Consider the following 22,290-nt stretch of genomic DNA (forward strand, 5'->3'; position numbering starts at 1 on the left):
TCGCATGGACATGGCAGATCAAGGACATGAGACAGCTTCTCCTCGCCGCCGCCGCCGCCGCATCGCTCGCCCTTCCGGTTCAGGCGCAGGAGCCCGCGCCGATTCCGTCGCCGGGTGAGATCTCGGCCGCCGCGAAGGCTGACGAATGGATCGCCATCGCGCCTTCGGACCTGCTGGTGATGGAGCTTGCGCCCGATGCGAAGGGCAAGGCGCGCCGCGTCGTCATTCAGCTGATGCCCGCGCCGTTCAGCCAGGGCTGGATCGACAATATCCGCAAGCTCGCGGCGGCGCGCTGGTGGGACGGGACGAGCGTCAACCGCGTGCAGGATAACTATGTGGCGCAATGGGGCGATGCGACGGAGAAGAAGCCGTTGCCGAAGGGGTTGGCGATCGTGCCGGAGAGGGAGTATGTTTCAAGTGACCGAGGATATTCATATATTAGCGGTCGGTTGGCAAAAGAATCGGATAAGGTACCAACTGCAGAGGAAGCTGCCGACGAGGCGATCAGGGCGGCCTCAATGCCAAAGTCGGATGGGAAATTCACAGATAGCTACGCTGCATTTGCGGGTGCCGCTGACGGGTGGATTTTGGCTGCAGACACGACAGGAGTTTGGCCCGTCCACTGCTATGGCGCGGTCGGCGTTGGCCGCAACATGTCGCCTGATACCGGAAGCGGCGCCGAGCTTTATGCCGTTATCGGCCATGCGCCGCGCCATCTCGATCGCAACATTGCCGTTGTTGGCCGCGTGATCAGCGGGATCGAGCATTTGTCGAGCCTGCCGCGTGGCACCGGCGCGCTTGGCTTTTATGAAGATGAGGCTGAGCGTGTGCCGATCAAGTCGATCCGAATTGCGACCGAGATGCCTGCCTCCGACCAGCCGAAATTTGAATATCTCTCGACTGAAAGCGACAGCTTCGCGCGCTATGCCGACGCGCGCCAGAACCGGCGTGATCCTTTTTTCATCAAGCCAGCGGGCGGGGCCGATATTTGCAACATTCCGGTCCCCGTGCGCGCTGTGACGGCGAAGTAACGCAATGGAGGATTTCACCGTCACCACCCCGCTCTGGCGCTGGCAATCGGCGACGGCGCCCGCGGCGTGGTTTTTCGTTACCATCGCGGGCGATGTCGCTGATGAGATTCGGCTGGCAGCGATCAGCGGGCAATGGCTCGATGGCCGCAAGGGATTTGGATCGGCGCGGGTCGATGTGCAGATTGGCGACACGCGCTGGAAAACCTCGGTCTTTCCGCACAAGGAAAGCGGTGGCTGGCTGCTCCCTGTAAAAGCTGCGGTGCGAAAGGCCGAGGGAATATCCGAGGGCGATGCGGTGACGGTGACCGTCAGTCTTTAGGCGGCTCGTCGGCCTTTACGTCGCGCGCTTGCGCCTTGCGCTTGCGCAAATTGGCGCGGAGCGCCTCCGCCAGACGGCGTTCGCGTTCGAGGTCGGCAGGAGAGGGTGTTTTGCTCACGGCACAGCCCATCCTGCGAAATCGGCACGGCGTCAAGTCTCGCCGCTTGACAGGGGCAAGGCACCCAGCCATAGGCCGCGCCTGCCCAGCGAACACATGTTTGCGACGGCCCAGCTGCTGCTGTAGCTCAGTGGTAGAGCGCGTCATTGGTAATGACGAGGTCGGGAGTTCAATCCTCCCCAGCAGCACCATTCTTCCGGATATATTCCGCGCTTTACGCGCGCTCGGCGGCCGGTCTAGAACCGGCGAACGCCGTTTGGCGGTTTTGGGGAGCGTGCGAACATGGCGGGTAAGGACAAGCGCGCCATCACAAACGATCGCTGGCCGTTTCTGGCCATATTGATCGCCGTTTCGGCCGCTTTTGCACTTATCCTGTGGCCCTTTTTCGCGGCGATTCTCTGGGCGGTGATCGTCACCATCCTGTTCATGCCATTTTATCGCCGTTTGCTTGTCTGGATGCCGGGCCGGCACAATGGTGCGGCGCTGCTGACGCTCCTCTCGATCATCGGTGTCGTGATTCTGCCCGCTGCCATTCTGACCGTGGCGTTGGTGGAAGAAGCGGCGACGGTTTATCAGCGCATCCAGTCGGGTGATATCAATCCGGCCCAGATTTGGGCGGGGTTCCAGTCGGGCATGCCGGGTTGGATGTCGACGGCTCTGGAGCGGCTGGGGGTTGAGAATATCGCTGCCGCCAAGACGATGCTCGGTGGCAGCGCGGCCGAAGGTGTTCGCGCGATCCTGACTCAGGCGCTGTCGCTGGGGCAGAGCTTGCTGGGCCTGTTCGTCAAGCTGATGGTGATGCTCTACCTCGCCTTCTTCCTGCTGCGCGACGGCGAAAGCCTGCAGCGCCGCATCAGCGATGCCGTGCCGCTGCGTATCGATCACCTCGAATTGCTGGTGACCCGGTTCATCGTCGTGGTGCGTGCAACGATCAAGGGCAGCCTTGTCGTCGCGATCCTCCAGGGATTGATCGGCGGGATCGTGCTGTGGGCGCTGGGGATCGAAGCGGCACTATTGTGGGGCGTGCTGATGGGCGCGGCTTCGCTGCTGCCTGCGGTCGGCACCGGGCTCGTATGGGTACCGATGGCTTTCTATCTGCTGTTCACTGGCGCGGTCTGGCAGGGCGTGGTGCTGATTTTCTGCGGCCTGTTCGTGATCGGAATGGTCGACAATGTGCTTCGTCCCATCCTCGTCGGACGCGAGACGCGCATTCCCGATTATGTCGTGTTGATCACGACGCTGGGCGGGCTCCAGCTGTTCGGGTTTCATGGTATCGTGATCGGCCCGGTGATCGCGGCGATGTTCATCGCTGTGTGGGACATTGCGACGACAATGCGCGCCGAATCACCGCCGCCAACCAGCGCGTAACAGCCGGTTCAGATTTTCGCTGCGAGCAGCCAGTCGTGGAAAATTTTCACCGCAGGCTGACGCAGCGCGCGCGGGCGGCACACAAACCAGTAGCTGTACGGGCTGTCGACGTCGAAATCGAACAGGCGAACCAGCCGCGGGTCGTGGGCGTCGTCGAAGTGATGGCCGTGCATGAAGGCGACGCCGATGCCTTGCGCCGCGGCTTCGAGCATCAGCGGCCCCGAATCGAAATAGTCGAACCCCGCTGGTTCCAGATAAGGCATGCCGATCACCTTCTTCCACTCGAGGAAGGTCTCGGGCATTTCGCGGTGAAGCAGGATGTTCATCCGCTGCAATTGTTCGGGTACCGTGATCGCCTGATCGCCGCTGGCGAGCGAGCGCGCCGCAATCGGGAAAATCTTGTCCTGGTCGAGCCGCGCCGCATAGAGCGCCGGGTCGATTGAGCGGGCGAGAGCGATCGCAACGTCGATCCCGTCGCCTAGTCGTGCTTCGGCATGCGAGATGGTTTCGATATCGATATGGAATTCGGGATGCTCGCTTCGCAATTCAGGCAGGCGCGGAAAAAGGCGCTGCTGGGCAAAGAGCGGCAGGACGTTGAGATGCAGGCGCAGCGAGGCGTCGGGGCTGCTGATCTGCCCGATCACCGCGCGCAAATCGTCGAGGATCGGCGATAGCTGGTCCTGCAATGCGCGTCCGGCTTCGGTCAGGCTCAGGCCATGGTGGTGGCGGTTGAACAACGGGCGGCCCACTGCATGCTCGAGCGTCTGGATGCGCCGCGACAGCGCGGGCATCGACAGGCCAAGCTCGGTCGCGGCCGCCTTGACCGTGCCGTGGCGGGCGACCTCCAGAAAGGCCTCCATGCTGCTGAGGGGAGGAAGGCGTGGCATGTTCGTCTCCGCGGAGTGATGACATGTTGCTGATGAACATACCAGAAATTTGTGCAGTGCGGCATAAAGCCTGACGGGCCAATGGCGGGCAAGGGGGGGTCGCAAATCGGGAACGACCATCCTATCTTCGCATTCTGACGTTTTTAGGGAGACGCGAATTGGCTGACGCAGAGGGTAAGGAAAAGCAGGTCAAGCTGCAGGTCGCCAGCGCGCGGGCCGAAGAAAGCGGCGGCGGCATCGCTCGCATCCCGCGCTCGGCGATGGCCGAACTGGGCGTGACCGAGGGCGATATCATCCAGATCAGCGGCAAGCGCCAGACTGCGTCGCGCGTCGTCGCGCCCTATCCCGAGGATGAGGGGCTGGAGGTTATCCGCCTCGACGGCCTGCAGCGTGCCAATGCGGGGGCGGGCGCGGGTGATATGGTGCAACTGAGCCGCGTCGAGACGCGTCCGGCGACCCGCGTCGTCTTTGCTCCGGCGCAGGAAAATCTGCGGCTGCAAGGTTCGGCGATGGCACTGAAGCGCAGTTTCTTCGGCCGCCCGCTCGTCGCTGGCGATACCGTCGCGACCGCGGGGCAGCAGCGTGTTTCGGCGGGGGATATGCCGCCGCAGTTGCGCCAGATGCTCAATGCGCCAGCCTATGCGCTCGCCGAGGTTCGCCTCCTCGTCGTGTCGGCGACCCCCAAAGGCGTCGTCTTCATCGACGAGAATACCGAGGTCGAGCTGCTCCCCGAATATCAGGAGCCGCAGGATGCGCGCCGCACCGATGTCACTTATGACGATCTTGGCGGGCTTGGCGATACGATCGACCAGCTCCGGGAGATGGTCGAGTTGCCGCTGCGCTACCCCGAACTCTTCCGGCGCCTTGGCGTCGATCCGCCGCGCGGGGTGCTGCTTCATGGCCCGCCGGGCACCGGCAAGACGCGCCTTGCGCGTGCCGTCGCCAATGAAAGCGAAGCGCAATTCTTCCTGATCAACGGGCCGGAGATCATGGGTAGCGCCTATGGCGAATCCGAAAAGCGGCTGCGCGATATTTTCGAACAGGCGGCCAAGGCCGCGCCGTCGATCCTGTTCATCGATGAAATTGATTCGATCGCGCCCAAGCGGGGGCAGGTGACGGGCGAGGCCGAGAAGCGCCTCGTCGCGCAATTGCTGACGCTGATGGACGGGCTGGAGCCGCGTACCAATCTGGTAGTCATCGCCGCGACCAACCGTCCTGATGCGATCGACGAGGCGCTGCGCCGTCCGGGTCGCTTCGACCGCGAAATCGTGATCGGGGTCCCCGACGAGAGCGGGCGGCGCGAAATCCTTGGCATCCACACGCGCGGCATGCCGCTCGCCGAAGATGTCGATCTCGCCGAACTCGCGCGTACGACTTTTGGTTTCGTCGGCGCCGACATGGCGGCACTGACGCGGGAGGCGGCGATCGAGGCGGTACGCCGCATCATGCCCAAGCTCAACCTTGAGGAAGGGACGATCCCGCCTGAGGTGCTCGAGGAATTGCGCGTCACGCGCGAAGATTTCAACAATGCGCTGAAGCGCGTCCAACCGTCGGCGATGCGCGAAGTGATGGTGCAGGCGCCGAAGACACGCTGGAGCGACATCGGCGGTCTCGACGCCGCGCGCGACAAGCTGATCGAGGGGATCGAGCTGCCGCTGAAGAATCCCGAGGCGTTCCGCCGGCTTGGTATCCGCCCGGCCAAGGGCTTTCTGCTCTATGGTCCTCCCGGAACCGGCAAGACATTGCTCGCGAAAGCCGCCGCACGCGAATCCGATGCCAATTTCATCTCGATCAAATCGTCGGACCTGCTCTCGAAATGGTATGGCGAGAGCGAGCAGCAGATTGCGCGGTTGTTTGCGCGGGCGAGGGCGGTCGCGCCGTGCATTGTCTTCATCGACGAGCTCGACAGTCTGGTGCCCGCGCGGGGTAGCGGCACGTCAGGCGAGCCGCAGGTGACCGAACGCGTCGTCAACACGATCCTCGCCGAAATGGACGGGATCGAGGAGATGCAGTCGGTCGTCGTCATCGGCGCGACGAACCGTCCGAACCTGATCGACCCGGCGTTGCTCCGCCCGGGGCGCCTCGACGAACTTATCTATGTCGCGGTGCCCGACAAGGAAGGGCGCCGCCGCATCCTCGAAATCCAGACCGGCAAGATGCCGTTGGCGAAGGATGTCGATCTGGCGGCGCTCGCCGAACGGTCGGATCGTTTCACTGGCGCCGACTTGGAAGATCTGACGCGGCGCGCGGGACTCGCCGCGCTCAAGCGTTCGATCGACAGCGAAACGGTGACGATGGAGGATTTCGAAGCTGCGCTGAAGGACACCCGCGCCTCGGTGACCGAGGCGATGGAAAGAGATTATGAAAAAATTCAGGGTGAGATCAAACAGGCCGCGATGAGCGTCGATCCGATCGGCTTCTTCGCGCCCGGCATGCTCAAACCCGTGCGCGAGCGCAAGCACGACGGCGACGCGAAGGATTAAGTGGCCGGCTGGTCCAGCCTCAGCGCGGACCAGCCCCACGCCACCAGCCAGCCGCAGAACGCCGCCATCAGGCCGTAAGCGGCCATCGGGTGCCAGCTGTAGAGCAGCACGCCGATGGCGGGCGAGATGATATAGGCCGAGCCGTTGATCGACGCGGTCATGCCCGCCACCGCGCCCTGATCGCGGCGCGGGACCGAGAGCGAAGCGCCCGCGGTAAAGCCGGGGCGGAACAAGCCAAAGCCGAGCGATGCGATAGCGAAGCCGAGAATGATACTGTGCAAATCCTGCGCGAGACCCGTCATCAATATTCCGCAAATGGCGAGCGCGGCACCCCATAACACCGTCGGGCGCGGTGTCATCTTGAACAGCGGGATCAGTCCCCATTGCGCGAGCAGGGTCGCGAAGGCCCCCGCCATCAGGACCGTACCCGTCAGCTTCGCGCCCGTATCCGGGTCGGCTCGCAAATGCAGGCGGTCGAGGACGAGGAATCCGATGACGCCGATCGCCATCGCTTGTGCCTGTCCGCCAAGGAGGCCCGCAAACAGCCATGGTCGAACGCGCCCGTCGCGCCAGCCTAGCGGTTCTTGCACGGGGGTGTCGGGATCATTCTCCGCTTCGCCTGTCGGCTCGGTGGGGCCGGCGGACAAGGGGTAGGAGGCGATAGCCCCGCGCGCGGCAAAACGCGGCGTATCATTGGGCAGACGCCAGCGCAGCAGAGCAAGGACGATCAGTCCGATCAGAGCAAAGATCAGCATCGGGCCTGCCATTCCAACGATCGGCAGGATGAAATAGGGCGCGACCGCCGGCCCGATGACCGTTCCGATGCCAAAGGAAGACGTAACGAGCGACAGGGCCTGCGTCCGCTCCTCGGGCTCGGTGCGCGATGCGACATAGGCCTGCACCGCGGGCGGCGCCGCGGACCCCAAGCCGCCGTAGAGGCTACGGAACAGCGCAAAGACGATGAAGGTGACCCCGGCACCGATCAGGCCCTTCAGTCCGGCCCACAGTACGATGCCGCACAAAGCCATCGACGACAGGAAACCGAACACGCCAAGCGCCATTAGTGCCTTGCGCCCGCGCTTGTCCGACTGGCGCGCCCAGTGCGGCGCGGTCAGCACCCAGAGCAGCGCCGACCAGCTGAATGCCAGACTGACCCAGACGTCGGGGATGTGAAGCTTGGCACCGATCGCGGGCAGAATCGACTGCATAGCCGTATTGCCCGCCGCCGCGACGAGCATGACCGCGAAGAGGACCGCCATGCGGTCGGCGGGAATGGAAGGGGTTTTTGTCGTCATATTCGCCCCGTTCCCGTTGCTCATCGCTTGCAAGCTTGCGCCCACCCTACAGCCGAAGGGCGGCCTGTCCAGAGTCAAGACTGACTCTTTCCTTGCGTCCGCGCGTCGATTTTGCCACGCCATGGGGACCCGCAACAACGCGAAAGCCATCATGACCAATCCTCGGGCGCAGGCCCAAGCTACGAAGATCGCGCTGACCGACCGGATTCGTACCCGGTTGCAACGCTTTTTCGGACCATGGGGCATGTTTGTCCGCGGGTTCATCAAGCATCCGGTGATGGTTGGATCGATCGTCCCGTCATCGCCGACGCTGATCCGGCACATGCTGCGGCCGGTCGACTGGAAAAATACGAAGCTGTTCGTCGAATATGGCCCCGGCGTCGGCACCTTCTGCCGTCCGGTTCTCGAACGCATGGCGGGCGATGCGATGCTGATCGCGATCGACACCAACGAAGATTTTATCGACTATCTGCGCAAGGATATTCGCGACAGCCGTTTCGTGGCCGTTCATGGATCGGCCGCTGATGTCGAGGCTATTATCGCCGCGCATGGCTTTGAGAAGGCCGATTATATCCTTTCGGGCCTGCCGTTCTCGACGCTGCCCGCCGGCGTTGGCCCGGCGATCGCTGCGGCGACGCATCGCGCGTTGCGCCCCGGCGGTGCCTTTCTCGTCTATCAGTTCCGCGCCCGCGCGCGCGATTTCCTCGCCGCACATTTTACCCGCATCGACAATGCGTTCGAATGGGTCAATGTTCCGCCATGCTTCCTCTTCTGGGGCTGGAAGGACTAAAGTTCCAGCCGCGGATCGCTTTCGGTGAGCCCGAAGTTCAGCCGGCGTGTGACGGTATAGTCGGCGAGGCCGACGACGAACCACGCCAGCGTCCAGCGCAGCCGCGTCAGGAAGGTGCCGCGCGTCTTGTGAACCGCGGGCGTGATGACGTCGCAATCGCCCTCCAGCCCGTCGACAAAACCGCGCATCTGCTCTGCAAAGCCCGCATCATCGATACGCAGCATCACTTCGACATTCATGAACAGGCTGCGCATGTCGAAATTGGCCGAACCGACATAAACGACATCGTCGATAATGATCAGCTTCATATGCAATCGGCACGGCCGATATTCCCAGATCGTGGCTTTCTTGCGCAGCAAATAGCCATAGAGCAGGCGTGAGGCGCCGATCGTCGCGGCATTGTCCGACTTGGCCGCCATCACGAAACGCGCCGCGCCGCGCCGCGCGACGCGACCGAGCCGCCGCAACATGCCCTGCCCGGGGGAGAAATAGGCCATGGCCATGTCGAGCCGCCGCGCCTTGTCGAGGTCGCCGCGCACGACGCGGGCCCATGGCGACAGGCGCTGGGTCGGGCCGCCAACCAGCCATGTCACCGGCCCGTTCGCGATCGGCCATTCGCGGATCATCCGGCGAAGGATCAGCAATTTCCCGTCGTCCCGGACGGTATAGTCATGAATATCCTCGAACCATTGCACGATGCGCGACAGTGATGGGCCTTCGACGAACAGGCCAAGGTCGAACCAGCAGGTTTCGCCTTCGTTGCTCAGATAGCCGTCGGCGATGTTAAAGCCGCCGGTCACGGCGATACGGCCGTCGATCAGCAACAGCTTCTGATGGTTGCGGATCAGATAGCTCGACCGCCAGTGGCGCGAGAAAAAGGTCACGCTGCCGCCCGCAGCGCGCAGCGGGGCGAAGATCGCATCGGGAGTATCCGACGAGCCGAAACTGTCGATCACCGCGCGCACGCGCACGCCGCGTTCGGCCGCCGCGACCAGCCGGTCCAGCACCTCGGTTCCGGCGCGGTCATGCTCGAAAATATACATGATGATGTCGATACTGTGCGCGGCATCGTCGATCAGCGCGATCAGCCGCGCCAGTCGCTCGGCGCCGTCGAACAGCAGTTCGAGCCGGTGGCCGGCAACATCCGCCGTCAGTCGGTCGGGAGTTGGGGCGGGGCCGGGCGTTTCGGTCATCACCTGCTCATAGGCGGTGGCTTGCGACCGGGGCAAGGGTGGTGGTCGAGGGGGAAGCGAGGCGTCGTTAGATTGACATTTGGGCCTGTCGCTGCTAGCGCGCAGCGCTTGCCGCCAGCCCTTCCAGGCTGGTCTCTCCTCAATCAAGGAAACAACATGGCCCGCGTTACCGTCGAGGATTGCGTCGACAAGATTCCGAACCGTTTCGACCTCGTCCTGCTCTCCGCGCATCGCGCGCGTGAAATCTCGGGCGGTTCGGAGCTGACCGTCGACCGCGACCGTGATAAAAACCCCGTCGTCGCGCTGCGCGAAATCGCCGAACAGACCGTGCGTCCGACCGATCTGAAAGAAACGCTGGTCGGTTCGCTGCAGAAGGTTGTCGTCGACGATGACGATACGCCCGATGAAATCAGCTCGATCAGCCGTTCGGCCGAAGCGCTTCGCCTGACCGCCGCTGCGCCGCCGCGCAGCCCGGCTGGTGGCGGCAGCGACTTCGAATAAGCGCTGCGACTAAAGATCACCAAGGGGGCCGCGGGAAACCGCGGCCCTTTTTGTTTGCGGGGCCGTAAGTCGATTGCAGAAATGGTGGCAGGCGACCGATTCCAGACGATGGAACAAGTTCGAATACAGTTTGAAAGCGGTCATTTTGCCGGGTGGCATTCGCAGAGGCCCTTAGAATCCATGCCGCGCTGGTGCGCCGTTTTCCCGTCAGCTACAGAAATCCAGACTCAGTTCGGTCGTATATTTCAGGCTTTCGAGAATGATGCTTGAACGGACGGTGTCGATCTCCGCCGCCTTTAGCTTCGTCGTCAGGAACGCATTATAGGATTCCAGATCCCGGGTGGAGACGCGGAGCATGAAGTCGGCCTCACCGGTCAGGGTCTCGCACGAAGTCACTTCGGACAGCTTTGCTACGCGTTCGCGAAAGCGGCGCTCATTTTCGATATCATGCGAACGCAGTTTGACCGCAATATAGGCCGAAACCCCCAGGTTGAGTCGTTTCGGACTGAGCAAGGCGACAACGCGCTCGATATATTTCTCGTTCTTCAATCGAACCAGCCTGCGTGAGCACTGCGAGGGCGATAGATTGATGATCGCACTGAGCTCGGCGGGGCCAAGGTCGCCATCCTGTTGCAGGGCGGCGAGGATTTTGCGGTCGAAGGTGTCGAGACGATCTTTTGTCATGCCTGCATCCTCGCCTGTCCGGACCTTGGGATCCCGAGCCTAGTCGGGGTGGGCAGTCCAACCTTTCACGGTCGCCCCGCCCTTCATCACAAAAGCGACATGTTCGAGCACCGTGATGTCGGCCAGCGGATCGCCCGCCACCGCGATGATGTCGGCATAGCGCCCCGGCTGGATCGAGCCGATATCGGCGCTCGCGTTGAGCAGCTCGGCGGCGTTGACCGTGGCCGCCTTGATTGCATCCATCGGGGTCATGCCGGCCCGCACCATCAGCGCGAACTCCTGTCCGTTGCGACCGTGCGGAGACAGTGCCTGGTCGGTCCCGAACGCAATCTTCACGCCGGCCGCATAGGCCGCGCCAAGATTGCTGACGGTAAGCGGTGCAACCTCGAGAGCCTTCTTGGCTGAGGACGGGTTGAGCGTCTCCGGCCGTGTCTTCGCGATCTGCTGGACGGTCTCCGCCACCAGCAGAGTCGGCACGAGCCACGTACCGTGCTCTTTCATCACCTTATAGGATGCCTGATCGCCGAACGAGCCATGCTCGATCGAATCGACTCCCAGCGCGGCGGCGCGGTTGATCGCATCGCGGCCATGGGCATGGGCGGCAACACGCATCCCCAGCGCATGCGCGGTTTCGACGACGGCCTTGATCTCTGCATCGTTCATCAGCGTGTGCGTGGGATCGTCGCCCACGCTGAGCACGCCGCCACTCGGCATGATCTTGATCAGATCGGCGCCTTCGCGGGCGAGGCGGCGAACTGCCTTCATTGCGCTGTCGGGGCCGTCGATGACATTGTCGTCCCAGTGCGGATGATCGACCTCGGGATCGAGACCGTTGCGCGCATCGCCATGCCCGCCGGTCGGACCCAGCGGCGTGCCCGCGACAAACAGCCGCGGCCCGGAAATGACGCCGCTGTTGATCGCGCGCTTCAGCGCAACGACGATCTGAGTATCCCCGCCGACGTCGCGCACTGCAGTGAATCCGGCATCCAGCGTCCGCGCAGCATAGTTCACCGATGCGAAGGCCGTATCGGCCCCCGTCGTCGTGAATTTCGCGGCGATGGGATTTTTCCCGCTATATTCGAAGGTGATGTGGTCATGGCTGTCGATCAACCCCGGCAGCACCGTTGCATGGCGCAGATCCACCACCTCCGCGCCTTCGGGTGTTTCATAGCCGTCACGAACAGCAGTGATCCGGTCATCGGTGATCAGGATCGAGACCGAAGCGCGCGGCTTGGCCGATTGGCCGTCGATCAGCTTCCCGGCATGGATGACGATGGTCTTGGCCGCAACGGACGGCGCGGTCGCGAGCGCGAGTACAAGGGTGAGAGCGAGGGTAACCGGGGTCTTGCGAATAATTTTCATGATTTGTCCCTGCCAGGAAAAAGCCGCCCCGCAGGGCGGCCGTGCTGATCAAAAGGCGGCGCGGAGATTGAGGCCTATCGTGCGCGGCGCCGCGCTGGTCACGACGGTCTGGTTGACCTGAATGGCGCTCGACGTGGCGCGAGTGATCGCCGTGTCGTTCAGCAGGTTGCTGACGAACAGATACGCCCCCCATTTGCCTTCGCCGCCCTCAATCCCGGTGCGGAGATTGACCAGTTGATACGAGTCGATCTTGCGTGTGAAGGTCGCCGTCGGGCGGAAGTCGGAATAGGACGACCCGACATGGCTGAAGTCGAGCCGGAACAGGCCGCCCAGATTTTCCGAAAGCGGCCAGCTGTATTGCGCGCTGGCCCCGGCCGAGAATTTCGCGACGAACGGGATGCGATCACCCTTGAGGCCGGGTGCGTTGAGGTTCGCATTGGCCTGATTTTCGGTCAGCTTGGCATCGATGTAGGAAGCATTGGCCTGCAGTGACAGGCCGAAGACGGGGCGTGCGGTCATTTCGAACTCGATGCCCTTCACGCGCGCCGCACCGGCGTTGGTGATATAGCTGAACGCGCCATTGGGCGTGCGGCCGGTCACCTGCATGTCGGTCCAGTCGATCAGGAACGCGTCGAGATTGACGAGCAGCTTGCGGTCGAAGGAAGCCGTCTTGATGCCGATTTCATAGTTCCACAGGCTGTCGGACTGATAAGGCGTCAGCGCTGCGGCAAGGCCGAGCACCTGATTGGCGCCGCCCGGGCGGAAGCCCTGCGCGGCCTCGGCATAGATCATCACGACGTCGCTGATCTTGTAGGAGCCGTTGAACTTGAGGACGGTGCCATTTTCCTTCGAGTTGGCCGTGGTTGGCGGCGTGACCCGCGCACCGACCAAGATCGAACCGAGTGTCGTCTCGCCAAGAATGTCCTTCTTGTAGTCGAAATAGCGGATGCCTGCAGTCAGGTTGAGCTTTGACGTGAGGTCCCAGGAAAGTTCGCCAAATGCAGCAAGCTGGGTCAGCTTGTCGTCGATGAAGCGAACTGTCGCCGTTTGCAGCGGAAAGATGATCTCGCCAGTGACGGGGTCGGTGTTCACCTGCGGATTTTGAACATTGCTGTGACGGCGCGAATAGAACAGGCCGGCGGTCCAGTTCAGCGCACCGCCGCCCTTCGAATTCAGGCGGAACTCGCCGGTCAGTGTGTTCATATCCTGTTGCGGGTACAATGTGCTGTTCGACTGGCTGTCGACCAGTGTGTAGAAACCCGTCAGCTGGGTCGGGGTACATGGCGGTATGGCCCCGCCGACCGGCGGGCCGTTGAGCAGCGCGGAGCAACGTGCCGGCGTCCGGTTGGTGCGGATGAAGCGCGACACGTCGGTCGTGCTGGTCATTTCGCGGGTCATGTATGACACGATCGCAGTCGCTTCGACCCCGCCCAGATCCTGCACGGCAGTCAAGCTGTACAGATTGAGATCATCGGTGATCGGCTGGCGTGACAGCAGATCGGTATTATATTTGCCGGCGCTCGGATTCCACGACGGCGTGTCGGTGCGCGAACGGTTGATATAGGCAGCCAGGTCGATAGTCAGCGTCTCGGTCGGCGCGAAGCGCAGCAGCGCGCGGCCGCCATAGGTCTTCTCGTCGTTGATATTGTCGATGCCAAGTGCGACATTGTCGATATAGCCGTTGCGGCTGCGGTAGAAACCGGTGGCGCGGAAGGCGACCTTGCCGTCGATGACCGGCGCGTTGATCATGCCGTTCATTTCATAATTTACGCCGCCATCCCTGGTAGCTGAAAGCGTCGCATCGACCTTGCCCACCGTGTCGAACGAGGGTTTTTCGTAAATGATGCGCAGTGTGCCGCCCATCGACCCCGAGCCATAGAGCGTGCCCTGCGGCCCGCGGAGCACTTCGACGCGCTCGACATCGAACAGCTTGAGTTCCGGCGTGGTGCCCCCGGCATCATTTGTCGATCCGATCGCACCGATCACCGGGGTTTCGTCATAATAGACGCCCACCGTGGGTTCGCCGACCGCTTGGATTCCGCGTATCACAACGCGGCGCTGCGAGGGGCCTGCATCGACAAAGTTGAGGCTGGGCACCGAACCCGCCATTTCGGCAATATTCTGCGCGCCCGAATTGGCGAGCGCCTCGCCGGTGACGGCCGAGATCGAGATCGGCGTCTCCTGCAGGTTGGTGCTGCGCTTTAGTGCGGTGACGACGATATCGGCACTGTCTTCGATTCCCTGCTGGCTGGCGCTAGCCGCACTTCCGGCGGCCTCCTGCCCAGCGGCCGGAATCGCAAATCCGCTTATGGTACTGGCAAGCAAGACAAGGCGCAGCGGACGGCCGAGCGCGGCCGTTTTCGAAACACAGAACATTAGAGTTCCTCCCCCATATGTGGCTGACGGCGGGGCCGTGTGTACGGGCTCGCCGAGTTTGACCCGGACGGATTCGGCAGCAGCGACAGACAGTCGTGACACGCCGATCCGGCTTCTTTTTGATGACAAGCAAGTGAGACATCACCGCATTTGCGTCAAGTGGATTCGGGGAATCAGCACGCATGTTTTTGTGAGTTTGGGCCACTTTTTTTCAAAACCATGCCGATTGCCAGCATCATAAACACGATAATTCGGAGATTTCTGCACAATTCGTGCGTGACAGGCAGTTTTGCCCTGTCAAAAAGCAATGCACGTGCATAGCGTGTGCGCTAGTCTTGCGCGAAGAACGGGACAGCTTCGGCGCAGGTCCAATAATAAGGGGGGATATCAGATGCGTAACCGGCATGGATCAGAGCACGAGTTTGTGGCGATCGGTCCGAAGCCCGGGTTAAAAGTGGCCGGGCTGCCAGAAGCGGATATCTTCTAGACCGACCTGCGGCACATCCCCGCCGCAAAACAGATCGCAGCGCCATTCAGTTTTTCCGCCGACGGCAATTCCGCCGCCGGCGTTTCGCGACACCCGCCAGCACGCCCTCAGGGCGGACGGAGATATGCTTGACCCTTTCCAACCTTGCCGTTGACCGGCGCACATTTGCACTTGGCCTCGCCGCAGCCACGGCCTTCGGCACATCTGCACAAGCGAAGACCGCCACTCTCGACGCGACGGTGCCCGCGGCCGTCCGCAAGCTGTATGACCGCTCGATCGTGATCGACGCGCTCGCCTCGCCCAACACCTTCAACGTACCGTATCCGCCACTCGCCCCGTTGACCCAAGCGCAGCTCGACAACGCCCGGGCCTCTGGCATCACTGCGCTCAATCAGACCGTGAGCGATGCGAATTTCATCGAGGCGGTGCGCAAGATCGCAACCTGGCATGGCGAGATCGCCCGGCACCCCGATTATCTCCGGCTGGTTACGTCACGCCGCGATATCGACGCCGCCAAGCGCGAGGGACGGATGGGGGTGATCCTGGGGTTCCAGGGGCTGGACATGATCGGCACCGACCTGTCGCTGATCGATACCTTCCTCGACCTCTCGGTGACGATCATGCAGCTCACCTATAACCGCTCCAACGCGCTTGGTGCGGGCAGTTCGGAACCCGAAACCCGGGGACTGACCGACCTCGGCCGCCAGGCGGTGGAGCGGCTCAATGCGAACCGGATTCTGGTCGATGTTGCGCACGCCAATCCTCGCACGATGATCGACACCGCGGCCGCCTCGAAGACTCCCATCACGATCAGCCATACGGGCTGCCGTGCGGTCTATAATCATCAGCGCAGTTCGCCCGACGAGGCGCTCCGCGCCGTGGCGGACCGCGGCGGTGTGGTCGGCATGTACCTCATGCCCTTTCTTGGCCAGGATCCGAAGAGCGCGAGCCGCGCGCTGTTCCTGCGCCATCTTGAGCACGCACTGAAGCTGTGCGGCGAAGATCATGTCGGGATCGGCAGCGACCAGAGCACCACCCCGGTCGATATTTCGCCCGAGTATATGAAATATGTCGGGACGATCAATGCGCAGCGTACCGCGGCCGGCATCGCGACTCCGCTCGAGGCTGAGGGCCCGGTTACCGTTCCCGAGCTCAATGCATCGCGCCGTATCGAGCTGATCGCGTCCGATCTTGCCGGCGCCGGTCATTCGCCGCGGGTCATCGAAAAGGTGATCGGCGGCAATTTCTACCGGCTCTACGGGGATATCCGCGGCGGTTGAGCCAAAGGGAAATCACCGGAAAATATCATAAAACAAAAGAGCATTGGGGGATATATGCCGGCCGATTACGTGATGTTCGTCAATACGGTGTTCGTACCGATCGGCCTGATGCTGATCATGTTCAGCCTGGGGCTGACGCTCGCGCTGCGGGATTTCAGGCTGGTCCTGACCAATGCGAAGCTGGTCTTCGCCGGCCTTGGCGGCCAGCTCCTGCTGATGCCGCTGCTCGCCCTTGCGCTGGGGGTACTGTTCCGGCTCCCGCCCGAGCTCGCGCTCGGCCTGTTCATCCTCGGCATCTGTCCGGCGGGCACGACCTCGAACGCGCTCACCTTTGCCGGTCGCGGCAATGTCGCGCTGGCAGTCGTGCTCACCGCGCTGTCGAGCCTGATCACAGTGTTCACCATCCCCCTGCTGCTGAGCTGGGCGGTGCAGCACTTCCCGGTCGGCGGGAAGATCCCGGAACTGTCGATTTTCAGCACGGTGATGCAGTTGGTGCGGATCACCGTGCTTCCGGTCATCGCCGGCATGCTGGTGCGAGGCTATCTGCCCGATCTCGCCGCGCGAATGAGTCGCTGGCTCCGGCCGACCGCGCTGATCGTGATGGTCGGCGTGATCGCCTTCTCGGTGCTGGTAAGCTTCGAAACCGTCCTCATAAACCTCTGGCGCGCCGGCCCGGCAATCTGGACGCTTAACGTCGTCGCCACCGGGGTCGGCCTGCTGATCGCGCGCGGCATCGGGGCCAATGCGCGCGATTCGATGACGATCGCGATCGAGGTCGGTGTCCACAACGTCACCCTTGCCATCTTCATCACGCTCAGCGTGCTGGACAATCTTCCCCTCGCAGTCATGCAAAACATCTATGGCGTCGTCATGCTGCTCAATGCCGGGCTGCTGATCCGCTGGTTCCGCTCGAGGATCACGGCAGAGCAGGCTAGCGAGGCGGCATGAGCCTCGTCGTCCTGTCCGCCGCCGATGTGGCGGGGCATCTGTCGTATGAAGCCTGCATCCCGCTGATGCGCGAGGCGATGATCGCACTCTCGCAAGGCCGCACACGCCAGTTGCTGCGCGGTATCATCGACCTTGAGGGCGGCAATGCCTTCGGGGTGATGCCCGGCGCGATGCTGGACAGCGGCGCGTTCGGTGCCAAGCTGGTCAGTGTCTATCCCGGCAATTTCGAACAGGGCAAGCCGTCGCATCAGGGGGTCGTCGTGCTTTTCGATCCCGAGACCGGCGCGCCGGTGTGCATCGCCGATGCCGGGGAGATCACAGCGATCCGCACCGCGGCGGCCTCGGCAGCGGCGACGGATGTGCTGGCCCGGCCTGACGCGACCCGGCTCGCCATTCTCGGCTATGGCGAACAGGCATGGCGTCATGTCGAGGCGATCCGCCATGTTCGCGCCCTGGAAAAGGTGACGATCTGGGGGCGGGCAGGGGAGCGTGCGCAGGCTCTGGCCGCACGAATCCGCACGCTGGGGATTGATGCTGTTGCCGCGCCGGACACGGGAAGCGCCGTCGCCGATGCCGATATCATCTGCACGCTCACCGCTGCCGCGGAACCGATCCTCTCCGCGCGGCAGGTTCCGGCCGGCGCGCATCTCAACATCGTCGGATCGAGCCGCGCCGGCCCAGCCGAGATTGACACCGATCTCGTCGTCCGCGCACGCTTTTTCGCAGACCACCACGAAGGCGTCCTCGCCCAGGGCGCCGAATTTCTCCACGCCCGGCAAGCGGGCTTGATCGACGATAATCATGTTCTGGGGGAAATCGGCGAGGTGATGGCGGGCACCCTTCCGGGCCGGACCAGCGTCGGGGATGTCACGCTATACAAGTCGCTCGGCAGCGTTGTGCAGGACATCGCGAGCGCCTGGCGAATCTATGGCGAGTTGGCGGGGACAGAATGCCGCAGTAAATCATGAAAGGCAGAGATTGGCCAATGCCTGTGTCTGCAAAGACCGGTTGTGGACATTGGCGGGAATTTGCCAGTAGTAGACCAATGGTCGAACTCGTCTACTTGGCACCCCATGAAAACGCGCCAGAAGCACCGGACGAGGAGCGTTGGCTACACGTCGAAGCGAACGACGAAGGCGGGTTCTACGGCACCGGCTGGACCCGGAAGCCTTCGGGAGAAAACGTGTTTTATAGATCGCTATCCGAAGATGACGTCAGTTTAGAGTTGGCGATAGCCGCTGCGATAGAATGGGCAGAAAAATACAGCGTCCCAAAAATCTTCGTTCAGCGTGAGCCTTGGAAACTGGATTCAGCCTGAACCATCGCTCGTTCCCACCCCTTTTAGATCATGCACTGCCGAATGGTGGTAAAGACCGGAATCGACCGATAGAAGACAGAAAAACCTATAAGCCCAAATGCTGTGTCTCGCGCCGCACAGGCGATTCCCGATCCAGCGCCAGTATGTCGCCGACCCACTTAACAAGTGCGGGCACAGCATGATTTTCAACCCGGTGACGTGCATTTGCAGCGTCTTCGATCGGCACCGATCCGGCGCGGACATAAAGCCTCTCATATGGCACATTCTGGTTCGGCGGCCAGAAATGCGCGTCGAACAGATTTCCCGGGTTCCGCATCAGATGCGTTTCAATAACGATACCGGCGCTTGCAAGTGCCTCCTCGAGAAAGGAGGGTTTGAGAGGATAGCTCTGCCCTTTCGGCAGCTTGCCTGTTTTCGACTTCATCCGAGTATCTAACCATTTAGCGGCTTAACTGGCAACGTCCGCTTCTCACCCCATTTCGGTCGTTCGCAACGGTTCTGATCGGAATGACTGCAAACGACCAATTGCGGACATTGGAGAATTAGCGTTACGATGAGCAACGCCGCTAGACTAGGAATACACGATGCCTAAGCCTATTCACGGAGCTCTCGGTCTGGTCGTTGGTGGCCTAGTGGTGATCGCATTTTTTGACGCGACTTGGTTGCAAGCTTCTCCAGGCTTTTTCGCCGCGCTGCTCTTGGTAGGCAAAGTTTTGGTCCAAAGGCACGTTGCGATTACTAAGGGACCAAAGGATAATTGACGTGTCCGCTTTCCACCCCAAAGCCGCCATTGACGCTCTGGCGGCTTCAGCCGAACTTCGTCAGTTCGGCGATGCGGATCGCCTTTGACGCCAGCATCGGGTCGATGATCCGCTGGATACGGTGGGCGCGGGGGGATTCGACGGCGATGTTGAACAGGCTGTTGGCGATCACGTCGGCGATCTGGACACCGTTGCTGCGTTTGCTGTCGGCGAGCGAGGCGCGGCCCCATTGGCCGAGGCCTGCCTGTATCTCTTCACGCACATGCGACAGGATTTTGGCGTCATACCGGCCGTCATCGATCACGACGTCGGTACACACGCCGCCGGTTTCGGGAAGCCAGCGCCCGACCGCGAGGTTGAGCAGCGCGGCATAGAGGGCAAGGTCGCTGGGCAAGGTGCCGCCAGGATTATGCGCGAGGGTGTCGCGGTCGGCGACTGCGACCCAGGCACGGCCGCCGGCGCGGTCGAAGAGTTCGAGCAGATATGCGCGCTCGACGATGCTGATCCGGCTGCCTTTCAGCTCGCCTCGCAGCCCGGTGACGTCGCGAAATCGCTCGTGGATCGCGGCCGCCGCTTGCGGGGTCAGCATCACTGCCGAAAAGGTCATGGCGCCGGCGTTGAGGCCGCCCGATTCATCGCAATAAATTGTCATCTTGGCCGCTGGCTCCCCGTTCGTCGGTCATATATCGGTCGCCCGCCTTTCCTGGCGGATCAGGCCGGGCAGGGATAGCGTTTCTTCATCAGCGCATCGAACGCGACGTAGATGGAAACCGACTTGCGGGTCGGGGCGGGATAGCTGCGCAGATGCGCCAGCCATTGATCGGGAGTCAGCGATCCCGTTTCGGGCGGACAGCTCGTTGTCCTGAGGCCTGCGCGGCGCTGGGCGTCGATCCGCGCCTTGTAGCGCTTGCCCGCGGCAACGACTTCATTCTTGAGGCGGATGCCTTCGGGGGTCGCGATCGCGAGTGCGCCCAGTCGGCTGACCGAATCGGCGCGGAGCAGGAAGGCGGCGACGCTCATGTCGCCGGGGGCCATGCCGCACAGCATGACCCCCGCGCCGACCGCCAACGTGGCGGATGATAGCCTTCCCATCGACATTAGGCGAAGTGGTTGCTGCTTATGCGCCCTGCGGATTGGCGTCGCCGAACGGGCGCGGTTTCTTGCGCTTGATCTGCGGCAGTGACCCGGCGTGGCCGTGCACGGGCGTCCCGCGCTTGTCGGCATCATCCTCGCGGCCGATGTCTTCGCCTTTGATCGCGCGCTTCGATTCCTCGCCTGACAGCGTCTCATATTCAAGCAGCGCGCCGGCGAGCAGGTGGAGCTCGTCGAGATGCTCGGTCAGCACCTTGCGCGCGACATTTTCGCCTTCTTCGACGAGGCGGCGGACTTCGGCGTCGATGAGGCGCGCGGTGTCTTCCGACATATTCTGGGCGCGCGACACGCTATGGCCGAGGAACACCTCGTCCTGATTGTCGCGATAGCGCAGCCAGCCGAGCTTTTCCGACATACCATATTCCATCACCATGGAACGCGCCATGTCGGTCGCCTGCTGAATGTCGTTCGATGCGCCGGTGTTGAGTTCATCCTGACCGTAGATCAACTGTTCGGCGATGCGGCCGCCGAAGCAGAGCGCGAGGCGCGCCTTCATCTGCTTCATATTGGTCGAATAGCGGTCGCGTTCGGGCAGGTTCCACGTCACGCCCAGCGCGCGGCCGCGCGGGATGATCGTCACCTTGTGGAGCGGATCGCAGCCCTCGACGTGCAGCGAGACGAGCGCGTGGCCGGCTTCGTGATAGGCGGTCGATTTCTTCTCGTCCTCGGTCATCACCATCGATCGGCGCTCGGCGCCCATCATGACCTTGTCCTTGGCTTCCTCGAACTCGTCGTTGGCGATCAGGCGCTTGCCTTTGCGGGCGGCGAGCAGTGCCGCTTCGTTGCAAAGATTAGCCAGATCGGCGCCCGAGAAGCCCGGGGTGCCGCGGGCGACGCGGCGCAGGTCGACGTCGGGCGCCAGCGGCTTTTTGCGCGTATGGACTTCGAGGATCTTCTGGCGGCCCTCAATATCGGGACGCGGCACGACGACCTGACGGTCGAAGCGGCCCGGACGCAGCAGCGCGGGGTCGAGCACGTCGGGGCGGTTGGTCGCGGCGACGATGATGATGCCTTCGTTCGCCTCGAAGCCGTCCATTTCGACGAGCAACTGGTTCAGCGTCTGTTCGCGCTCGTCATTGCCATTACCGAGGCCTGCGCCGCGATGGCGGCCGACCGCGTCGATTTCGTCGATGAACACGATGCAGGGCGCGTTGCGTTTCGCCTGTTCGAACATGTCGCGGACGCGGCTGGCTCCGACGCCGACGAACATTTCGACGAAGTCCGAACCCGAAATGGTGAAGAAGGGCACGCCGGCTTCACCCGCGATTGCGCGGGCGAGCAAGGTCTTGCCGGTGCCGGGCGAACCGACGAGCAATGCGCCCTTCGGAATCTGGCCGCCGAGGCGCGAGAATTTGGTCGGGTCGCGAAGGAATTCGACGATTTCTTCGAGTTCTTCGCGGGCTTCGTCGATGCCGGCGACATCGTCAAAGGTCACCTTGCCCTGCTTTTCGGTCAGCATTTTCGCGCGCGACTTGCCAAAGCCCATCGCGCCCGAGCCGTTGTTTTTCTGCACTTGGCGGAAAACGAAGAAAGCGATGCCCAGGATCAGCAGGAAGGGGAGGATCTGGATGAGCATATACATCCAGACATTGCCCGTTTCGGTCGGCTTTCCGTCATATTTGACATTATTGTCGTTGAGCATTTTGAGCAGTTCGGGATCGCGCACGACGTTGGCGGTGAAACGGTCGCCGTTCGACAGCGTGCCCGTCACCCGGTCGTCGGACAGAACGACGTCCTTGACGGCGCCCTCCTCGACCTTTTGCCGGAACTCGGAATAGGCAAGGGCACTCCCCGCAGGCTGTGCTGCACCGCCGAACATCGAGGCGACGAGGAGCATGGCAAGCAAGATGCCGCTCCAGATCATCACGCTCTTCATCCAGGGGTTGCCCTGCGGTTCCTTGTCGTCCTGCATGCGGAATCTTTCCAAAATGTCGCGT

21 protein-coding genes and 1 tRNA gene are annotated in these 22,290 nt (G+C 62.5%); 11 read left to right on the forward strand and 11 right to left on the reverse strand.

Annotated elements, in window-relative coordinates; all coding sequences use genetic code 11:
- Positions 1–26 precede the first annotated feature (26 nt).
- Both AC1RRJ_RS11280 and AC1RRJ_RS11285 read left to right on the forward strand, forming a co-directional pair.
- The gene (locus tag AC1RRJ_RS11280; RefSeq protein ID WP_493122638.1) at positions 27–1,031 is read left to right on the forward strand and encodes a peptidylprolyl isomerase; all 1,005 of its coding nucleotides are present in this window, start codon (positions 27–29) and stop codon (positions 1,029–1,031) included.
- Positions 1,032–1,035: 4 nt separating this feature from the next.
- Positions 1,036–1,350 carry a DUF1905 domain-containing protein gene (locus AC1RRJ_RS11285; protein ID WP_493122640.1) on the forward strand — a complete coding sequence of 105 codons (315 nt, stop codon included), beginning with the start codon at positions 1,036–1,038 and terminating at the stop codon, positions 1,348–1,350.
- Here AC1RRJ_RS11285 and AC1RRJ_RS11290 read toward each other — a convergent pair.
- Positions 1,340–1,468: a hypothetical protein gene (locus tag AC1RRJ_RS11290; RefSeq protein WP_493122642.1), complete on the reverse strand. Its 129-nt coding sequence runs from the start codon at positions 1,466–1,468 to the stop codon at positions 1,340–1,342. The genes AC1RRJ_RS11285 and AC1RRJ_RS11290 overlap by 11 nt on opposite strands.
- A 116-nt stretch (positions 1,469–1,584) precedes the next feature.
- On the opposite strand from AC1RRJ_RS11290, the gene AC1RRJ_RS11295 reads away from it, so the two are divergent.
- Both AC1RRJ_RS11295 and AC1RRJ_RS11300 read left to right on the forward strand, forming a co-directional pair.
- A tRNA-Thr gene (locus AC1RRJ_RS11295) sits at positions 1,585–1,659 on the forward strand.
- Positions 1,660–1,750: 91 nt separating this feature from the next.
- The gene (locus AC1RRJ_RS11300) at positions 1,751–2,836 is read left to right on the forward strand and encodes an AI-2E family transporter (RefSeq protein ID WP_493122644.1); all 1,086 of its coding nucleotides are present in this window, start codon (positions 1,751–1,753) and stop codon (positions 2,834–2,836) included.
- A gap of 8 nt (positions 2,837–2,844) precedes the next feature.
- Here the strand turns inward: AC1RRJ_RS11300 and AC1RRJ_RS11305 are convergent, their stop codons facing one another.
- On the reverse strand, positions 2,845–3,723 hold the full coding sequence (locus tag AC1RRJ_RS11305) for a LysR substrate-binding domain-containing protein (protein ID WP_493122646.1): 879 nt from the start codon (positions 3,721–3,723) through the stop codon (positions 2,845–2,847).
- Between the two features lie 158 nt (positions 3,724–3,881).
- Between AC1RRJ_RS11305 and AC1RRJ_RS11310 the strand changes: the two genes are divergently transcribed.
- The gene (locus tag AC1RRJ_RS11310) at positions 3,882–6,206 is read left to right on the forward strand and encodes a CDC48 family AAA ATPase (RefSeq protein ID WP_493122648.1); all 2,325 of its coding nucleotides are present in this window, start codon (positions 3,882–3,884) and stop codon (positions 6,204–6,206) included.
- On the opposite strand, the gene AC1RRJ_RS11315 is transcribed toward AC1RRJ_RS11310, so the two are convergent.
- Positions 6,203–7,501: an MFS transporter gene (locus tag AC1RRJ_RS11315; RefSeq protein WP_493122650.1), complete on the reverse strand. Its 1,299-nt coding sequence runs from the start codon at positions 7,499–7,501 to the stop codon at positions 6,203–6,205. The two genes, AC1RRJ_RS11310 and AC1RRJ_RS11315, sit on opposite strands and share 4 nt — an antisense overlap.
- Before the next feature lie 151 nt (positions 7,502–7,652).
- Between AC1RRJ_RS11315 and AC1RRJ_RS11320 the strand changes: the two genes are divergently transcribed.
- A complete protein-coding gene (locus AC1RRJ_RS11320; RefSeq protein ID WP_493122652.1) occupies positions 7,653–8,291 on the forward strand; it encodes a class I SAM-dependent methyltransferase in 639 nt (212 codons plus the stop codon).
- On the opposite strand, the gene AC1RRJ_RS11325 is transcribed toward AC1RRJ_RS11320, so the two are convergent.
- The gene (locus AC1RRJ_RS11325) at positions 8,288–9,484 is read right to left on the reverse strand and encodes a phospholipase D-like domain-containing protein (RefSeq protein WP_493122654.1); all 1,197 of its coding nucleotides are present in this window, start codon (positions 9,482–9,484) and stop codon (positions 8,288–8,290) included. The two genes, AC1RRJ_RS11320 and AC1RRJ_RS11325, sit on opposite strands and share 4 nt — an antisense overlap.
- A gap of 156 nt (positions 9,485–9,640) precedes the next feature.
- On the opposite strand from AC1RRJ_RS11325, the gene rpoZ reads away from it, so the two are divergent.
- Entirely contained in the window at positions 9,641–9,985 is a 345-nt protein-coding gene (rpoZ, locus tag AC1RRJ_RS11330) for a DNA-directed RNA polymerase subunit omega (RefSeq protein ID WP_493122656.1), read from the forward strand.
- A 207-nt stretch (positions 9,986–10,192) separates the two neighbouring features.
- On the opposite strand, the gene AC1RRJ_RS11335 is transcribed toward rpoZ, so the two are convergent.
- Genes AC1RRJ_RS11335 through AC1RRJ_RS11345 form a run of 3 tightly spaced genes read right to left on the reverse strand, consistent with a single transcriptional unit; the run spans position 10,193 to position 14,407 of the window.
- Positions 10,193–10,669: an Lrp/AsnC family transcriptional regulator gene (locus AC1RRJ_RS11335; protein WP_493122658.1), complete on the reverse strand. Its 477-nt coding sequence runs from the start codon at positions 10,667–10,669 to the stop codon at positions 10,193–10,195.
- A 39-nt stretch (positions 10,670–10,708) separates the two neighbouring features.
- Entirely contained in the window at positions 10,709–12,031 is a 1,323-nt protein-coding gene (locus AC1RRJ_RS11340) for a metal-dependent hydrolase family protein (RefSeq protein WP_493122660.1), read from the reverse strand.
- 48 nt (positions 12,032–12,079) lie between these two features.
- Complete coding sequence (locus AC1RRJ_RS11345; RefSeq protein ID WP_493122662.1) at positions 12,080–14,407, reverse strand: TonB-dependent receptor; 2,328 nt, start codon at positions 14,405–14,407, stop codon at positions 12,080–12,082.
- Positions 14,408–15,022: 615 nt separating this feature from the next.
- On the opposite strand from AC1RRJ_RS11345, the gene AC1RRJ_RS11350 reads away from it, so the two are divergent.
- The 4 genes from AC1RRJ_RS11350 to AC1RRJ_RS11365 all read left to right on the forward strand — a co-directional run bounded on the left by AC1RRJ_RS11350 (position 15,023) and on the right by AC1RRJ_RS11365 (position 18,440).
- Positions 15,023–16,174 carry a dipeptidase gene (locus AC1RRJ_RS11350; RefSeq protein WP_493122664.1) on the forward strand — a complete coding sequence of 384 codons (1,152 nt, stop codon included), beginning with the start codon at positions 15,023–15,025 and terminating at the stop codon, positions 16,172–16,174.
- A 54-nt stretch (positions 16,175–16,228) separates the two neighbouring features.
- On the forward strand, positions 16,229–17,122 hold the full coding sequence (locus AC1RRJ_RS11355; RefSeq protein WP_493122666.1) for a bile acid:sodium symporter family protein: 894 nt from the start codon (positions 16,229–16,231) through the stop codon (positions 17,120–17,122).
- Positions 17,119–18,090, forward strand: coding sequence for an ornithine cyclodeaminase family protein (locus AC1RRJ_RS11360; protein WP_493122668.1), 972 nt, complete (start codon positions 17,119–17,121; stop codon positions 18,088–18,090). Before AC1RRJ_RS11355 ends, AC1RRJ_RS11360 begins: the two co-directional genes overlap by 4 nt.
- A gap of 77 nt (positions 18,091–18,167) precedes the next feature.
- Positions 18,168–18,440, forward strand: coding sequence for a hypothetical protein (locus tag AC1RRJ_RS11365; RefSeq protein WP_493122670.1), 273 nt, complete (start codon positions 18,168–18,170; stop codon positions 18,438–18,440).
- Positions 18,441–18,525: 85 nt separating this feature from the next.
- Here the strand turns inward: AC1RRJ_RS11365 and AC1RRJ_RS11370 are convergent, their stop codons facing one another.
- From AC1RRJ_RS11370 to ftsH, 4 genes are all read right to left on the reverse strand, one after another.
- Positions 18,526–18,864 (reverse strand): hypothetical protein, encoded by a 339-nt coding sequence (locus AC1RRJ_RS11370; RefSeq protein WP_493122672.1) that lies wholly within the window; start codon positions 18,862–18,864, stop codon positions 18,526–18,528.
- Positions 18,865–19,247: 383 nt separating this feature from the next.
- Positions 19,248–19,853, reverse strand: coding sequence for a DUF3800 domain-containing protein (locus tag AC1RRJ_RS11375; protein WP_493122674.1), 606 nt, complete (start codon positions 19,851–19,853; stop codon positions 19,248–19,250).
- Between the two features lie 59 nt (positions 19,854–19,912).
- Entirely contained in the window at positions 19,913–20,269 is a 357-nt protein-coding gene (locus tag AC1RRJ_RS11380; RefSeq protein ID WP_493122676.1) for a hypothetical protein, read from the reverse strand.
- 49 nt (positions 20,270–20,318) lie between these two features.
- The gene (ftsH, locus tag AC1RRJ_RS11385) at positions 20,319–22,265 is read right to left on the reverse strand and encodes an ATP-dependent zinc metalloprotease FtsH (RefSeq protein ID WP_493122678.1); all 1,947 of its coding nucleotides are present in this window, start codon (positions 22,263–22,265) and stop codon (positions 20,319–20,321) included.
- Positions 22,266–22,290: the final 25 nt, after the last annotated feature.

The organism is Sphingopyxis sp. GW821-FHT12C06 (assembly GCF_058807415.1).

Coding starts and splice junctions, on each gene's coding strand:
- AC1RRJ_RS11280 (WP_493122638.1), top strand. CDS start 27: ATGAGACAGCTTCTCCTCGCCGCCGCCGCCGCCGCATCGCTCGCCCTT.
- AC1RRJ_RS11285 (WP_493122640.1), top strand. CDS start 1,036: ATGGAGGATTTCACCGTCACCACCCCGCTCTGGCGCTGGCAATCGGCG.
- AC1RRJ_RS11300 (WP_493122644.1), top strand. CDS start 1,751: ATGGCGGGTAAGGACAAGCGCGCCATCACAAACGATCGCTGGCCGTTT.
- AC1RRJ_RS11305 (WP_493122646.1), bottom strand. CDS start 3,723: ATGCCACGCCTTCCTCCCCTCAGCAGCATGGAGGCCTTTCTGGAGGTC.
- AC1RRJ_RS11315 (WP_493122650.1), bottom strand. CDS start 7,501: ATGACGACAAAAACCCCTTCCATTCCCGCCGACCGCATGGCGGTCCTC.
- AC1RRJ_RS11320 (WP_493122652.1), top strand. CDS start 7,653: ATGACCAATCCTCGGGCGCAGGCCCAAGCTACGAAGATCGCGCTGACC.
- AC1RRJ_RS11325 (WP_493122654.1), bottom strand. CDS start 9,484: ATGACCGAAACGCCCGGCCCCGCCCCAACTCCCGACCGACTGACGGCG.
- rpoZ (WP_493122656.1), top strand. CDS start 9,641: ATGGCCCGCGTTACCGTCGAGGATTGCGTCGACAAGATTCCGAACCGT.
- AC1RRJ_RS11335 (WP_493122658.1), bottom strand. CDS start 10,669: ATGACAAAAGATCGTCTCGACACCTTCGACCGCAAAATCCTCGCCGCC.
- AC1RRJ_RS11340 (WP_493122660.1), bottom strand. CDS start 12,031: ATGAAAATTATTCGCAAGACCCCGGTTACCCTCGCTCTCACCCTTGTA.
- AC1RRJ_RS11345 (WP_493122662.1), bottom strand. CDS start 14,407: ATGTTCTGTGTTTCGAAAACGGCCGCGCTCGGCCGTCCGCTGCGCCTT.
- AC1RRJ_RS11355 (WP_493122666.1), top strand. CDS start 16,229: ATGCCGGCCGATTACGTGATGTTCGTCAATACGGTGTTCGTACCGATC.
- AC1RRJ_RS11360 (WP_493122668.1), top strand. CDS start 17,119: ATGAGCCTCGTCGTCCTGTCCGCCGCCGATGTGGCGGGGCATCTGTCG.
- AC1RRJ_RS11365 (WP_493122670.1), top strand. CDS start 18,168: ATGGTCGAACTCGTCTACTTGGCACCCCATGAAAACGCGCCAGAAGCA.
- AC1RRJ_RS11370 (WP_493122672.1), bottom strand. CDS start 18,864: ATGAAGTCGAAAACAGGCAAGCTGCCGAAAGGGCAGAGCTATCCTCTC.
- AC1RRJ_RS11375 (WP_493122674.1), bottom strand. CDS start 19,853: ATGACAATTTATTGCGATGAATCGGGCGGCCTCAACGCCGGCGCCATG.
- ftsH (WP_493122678.1), bottom strand. CDS start 22,265: ATGCAGGACGACAAGGAACCGCAGGGCAACCCCTGGATGAAGAGCGTG.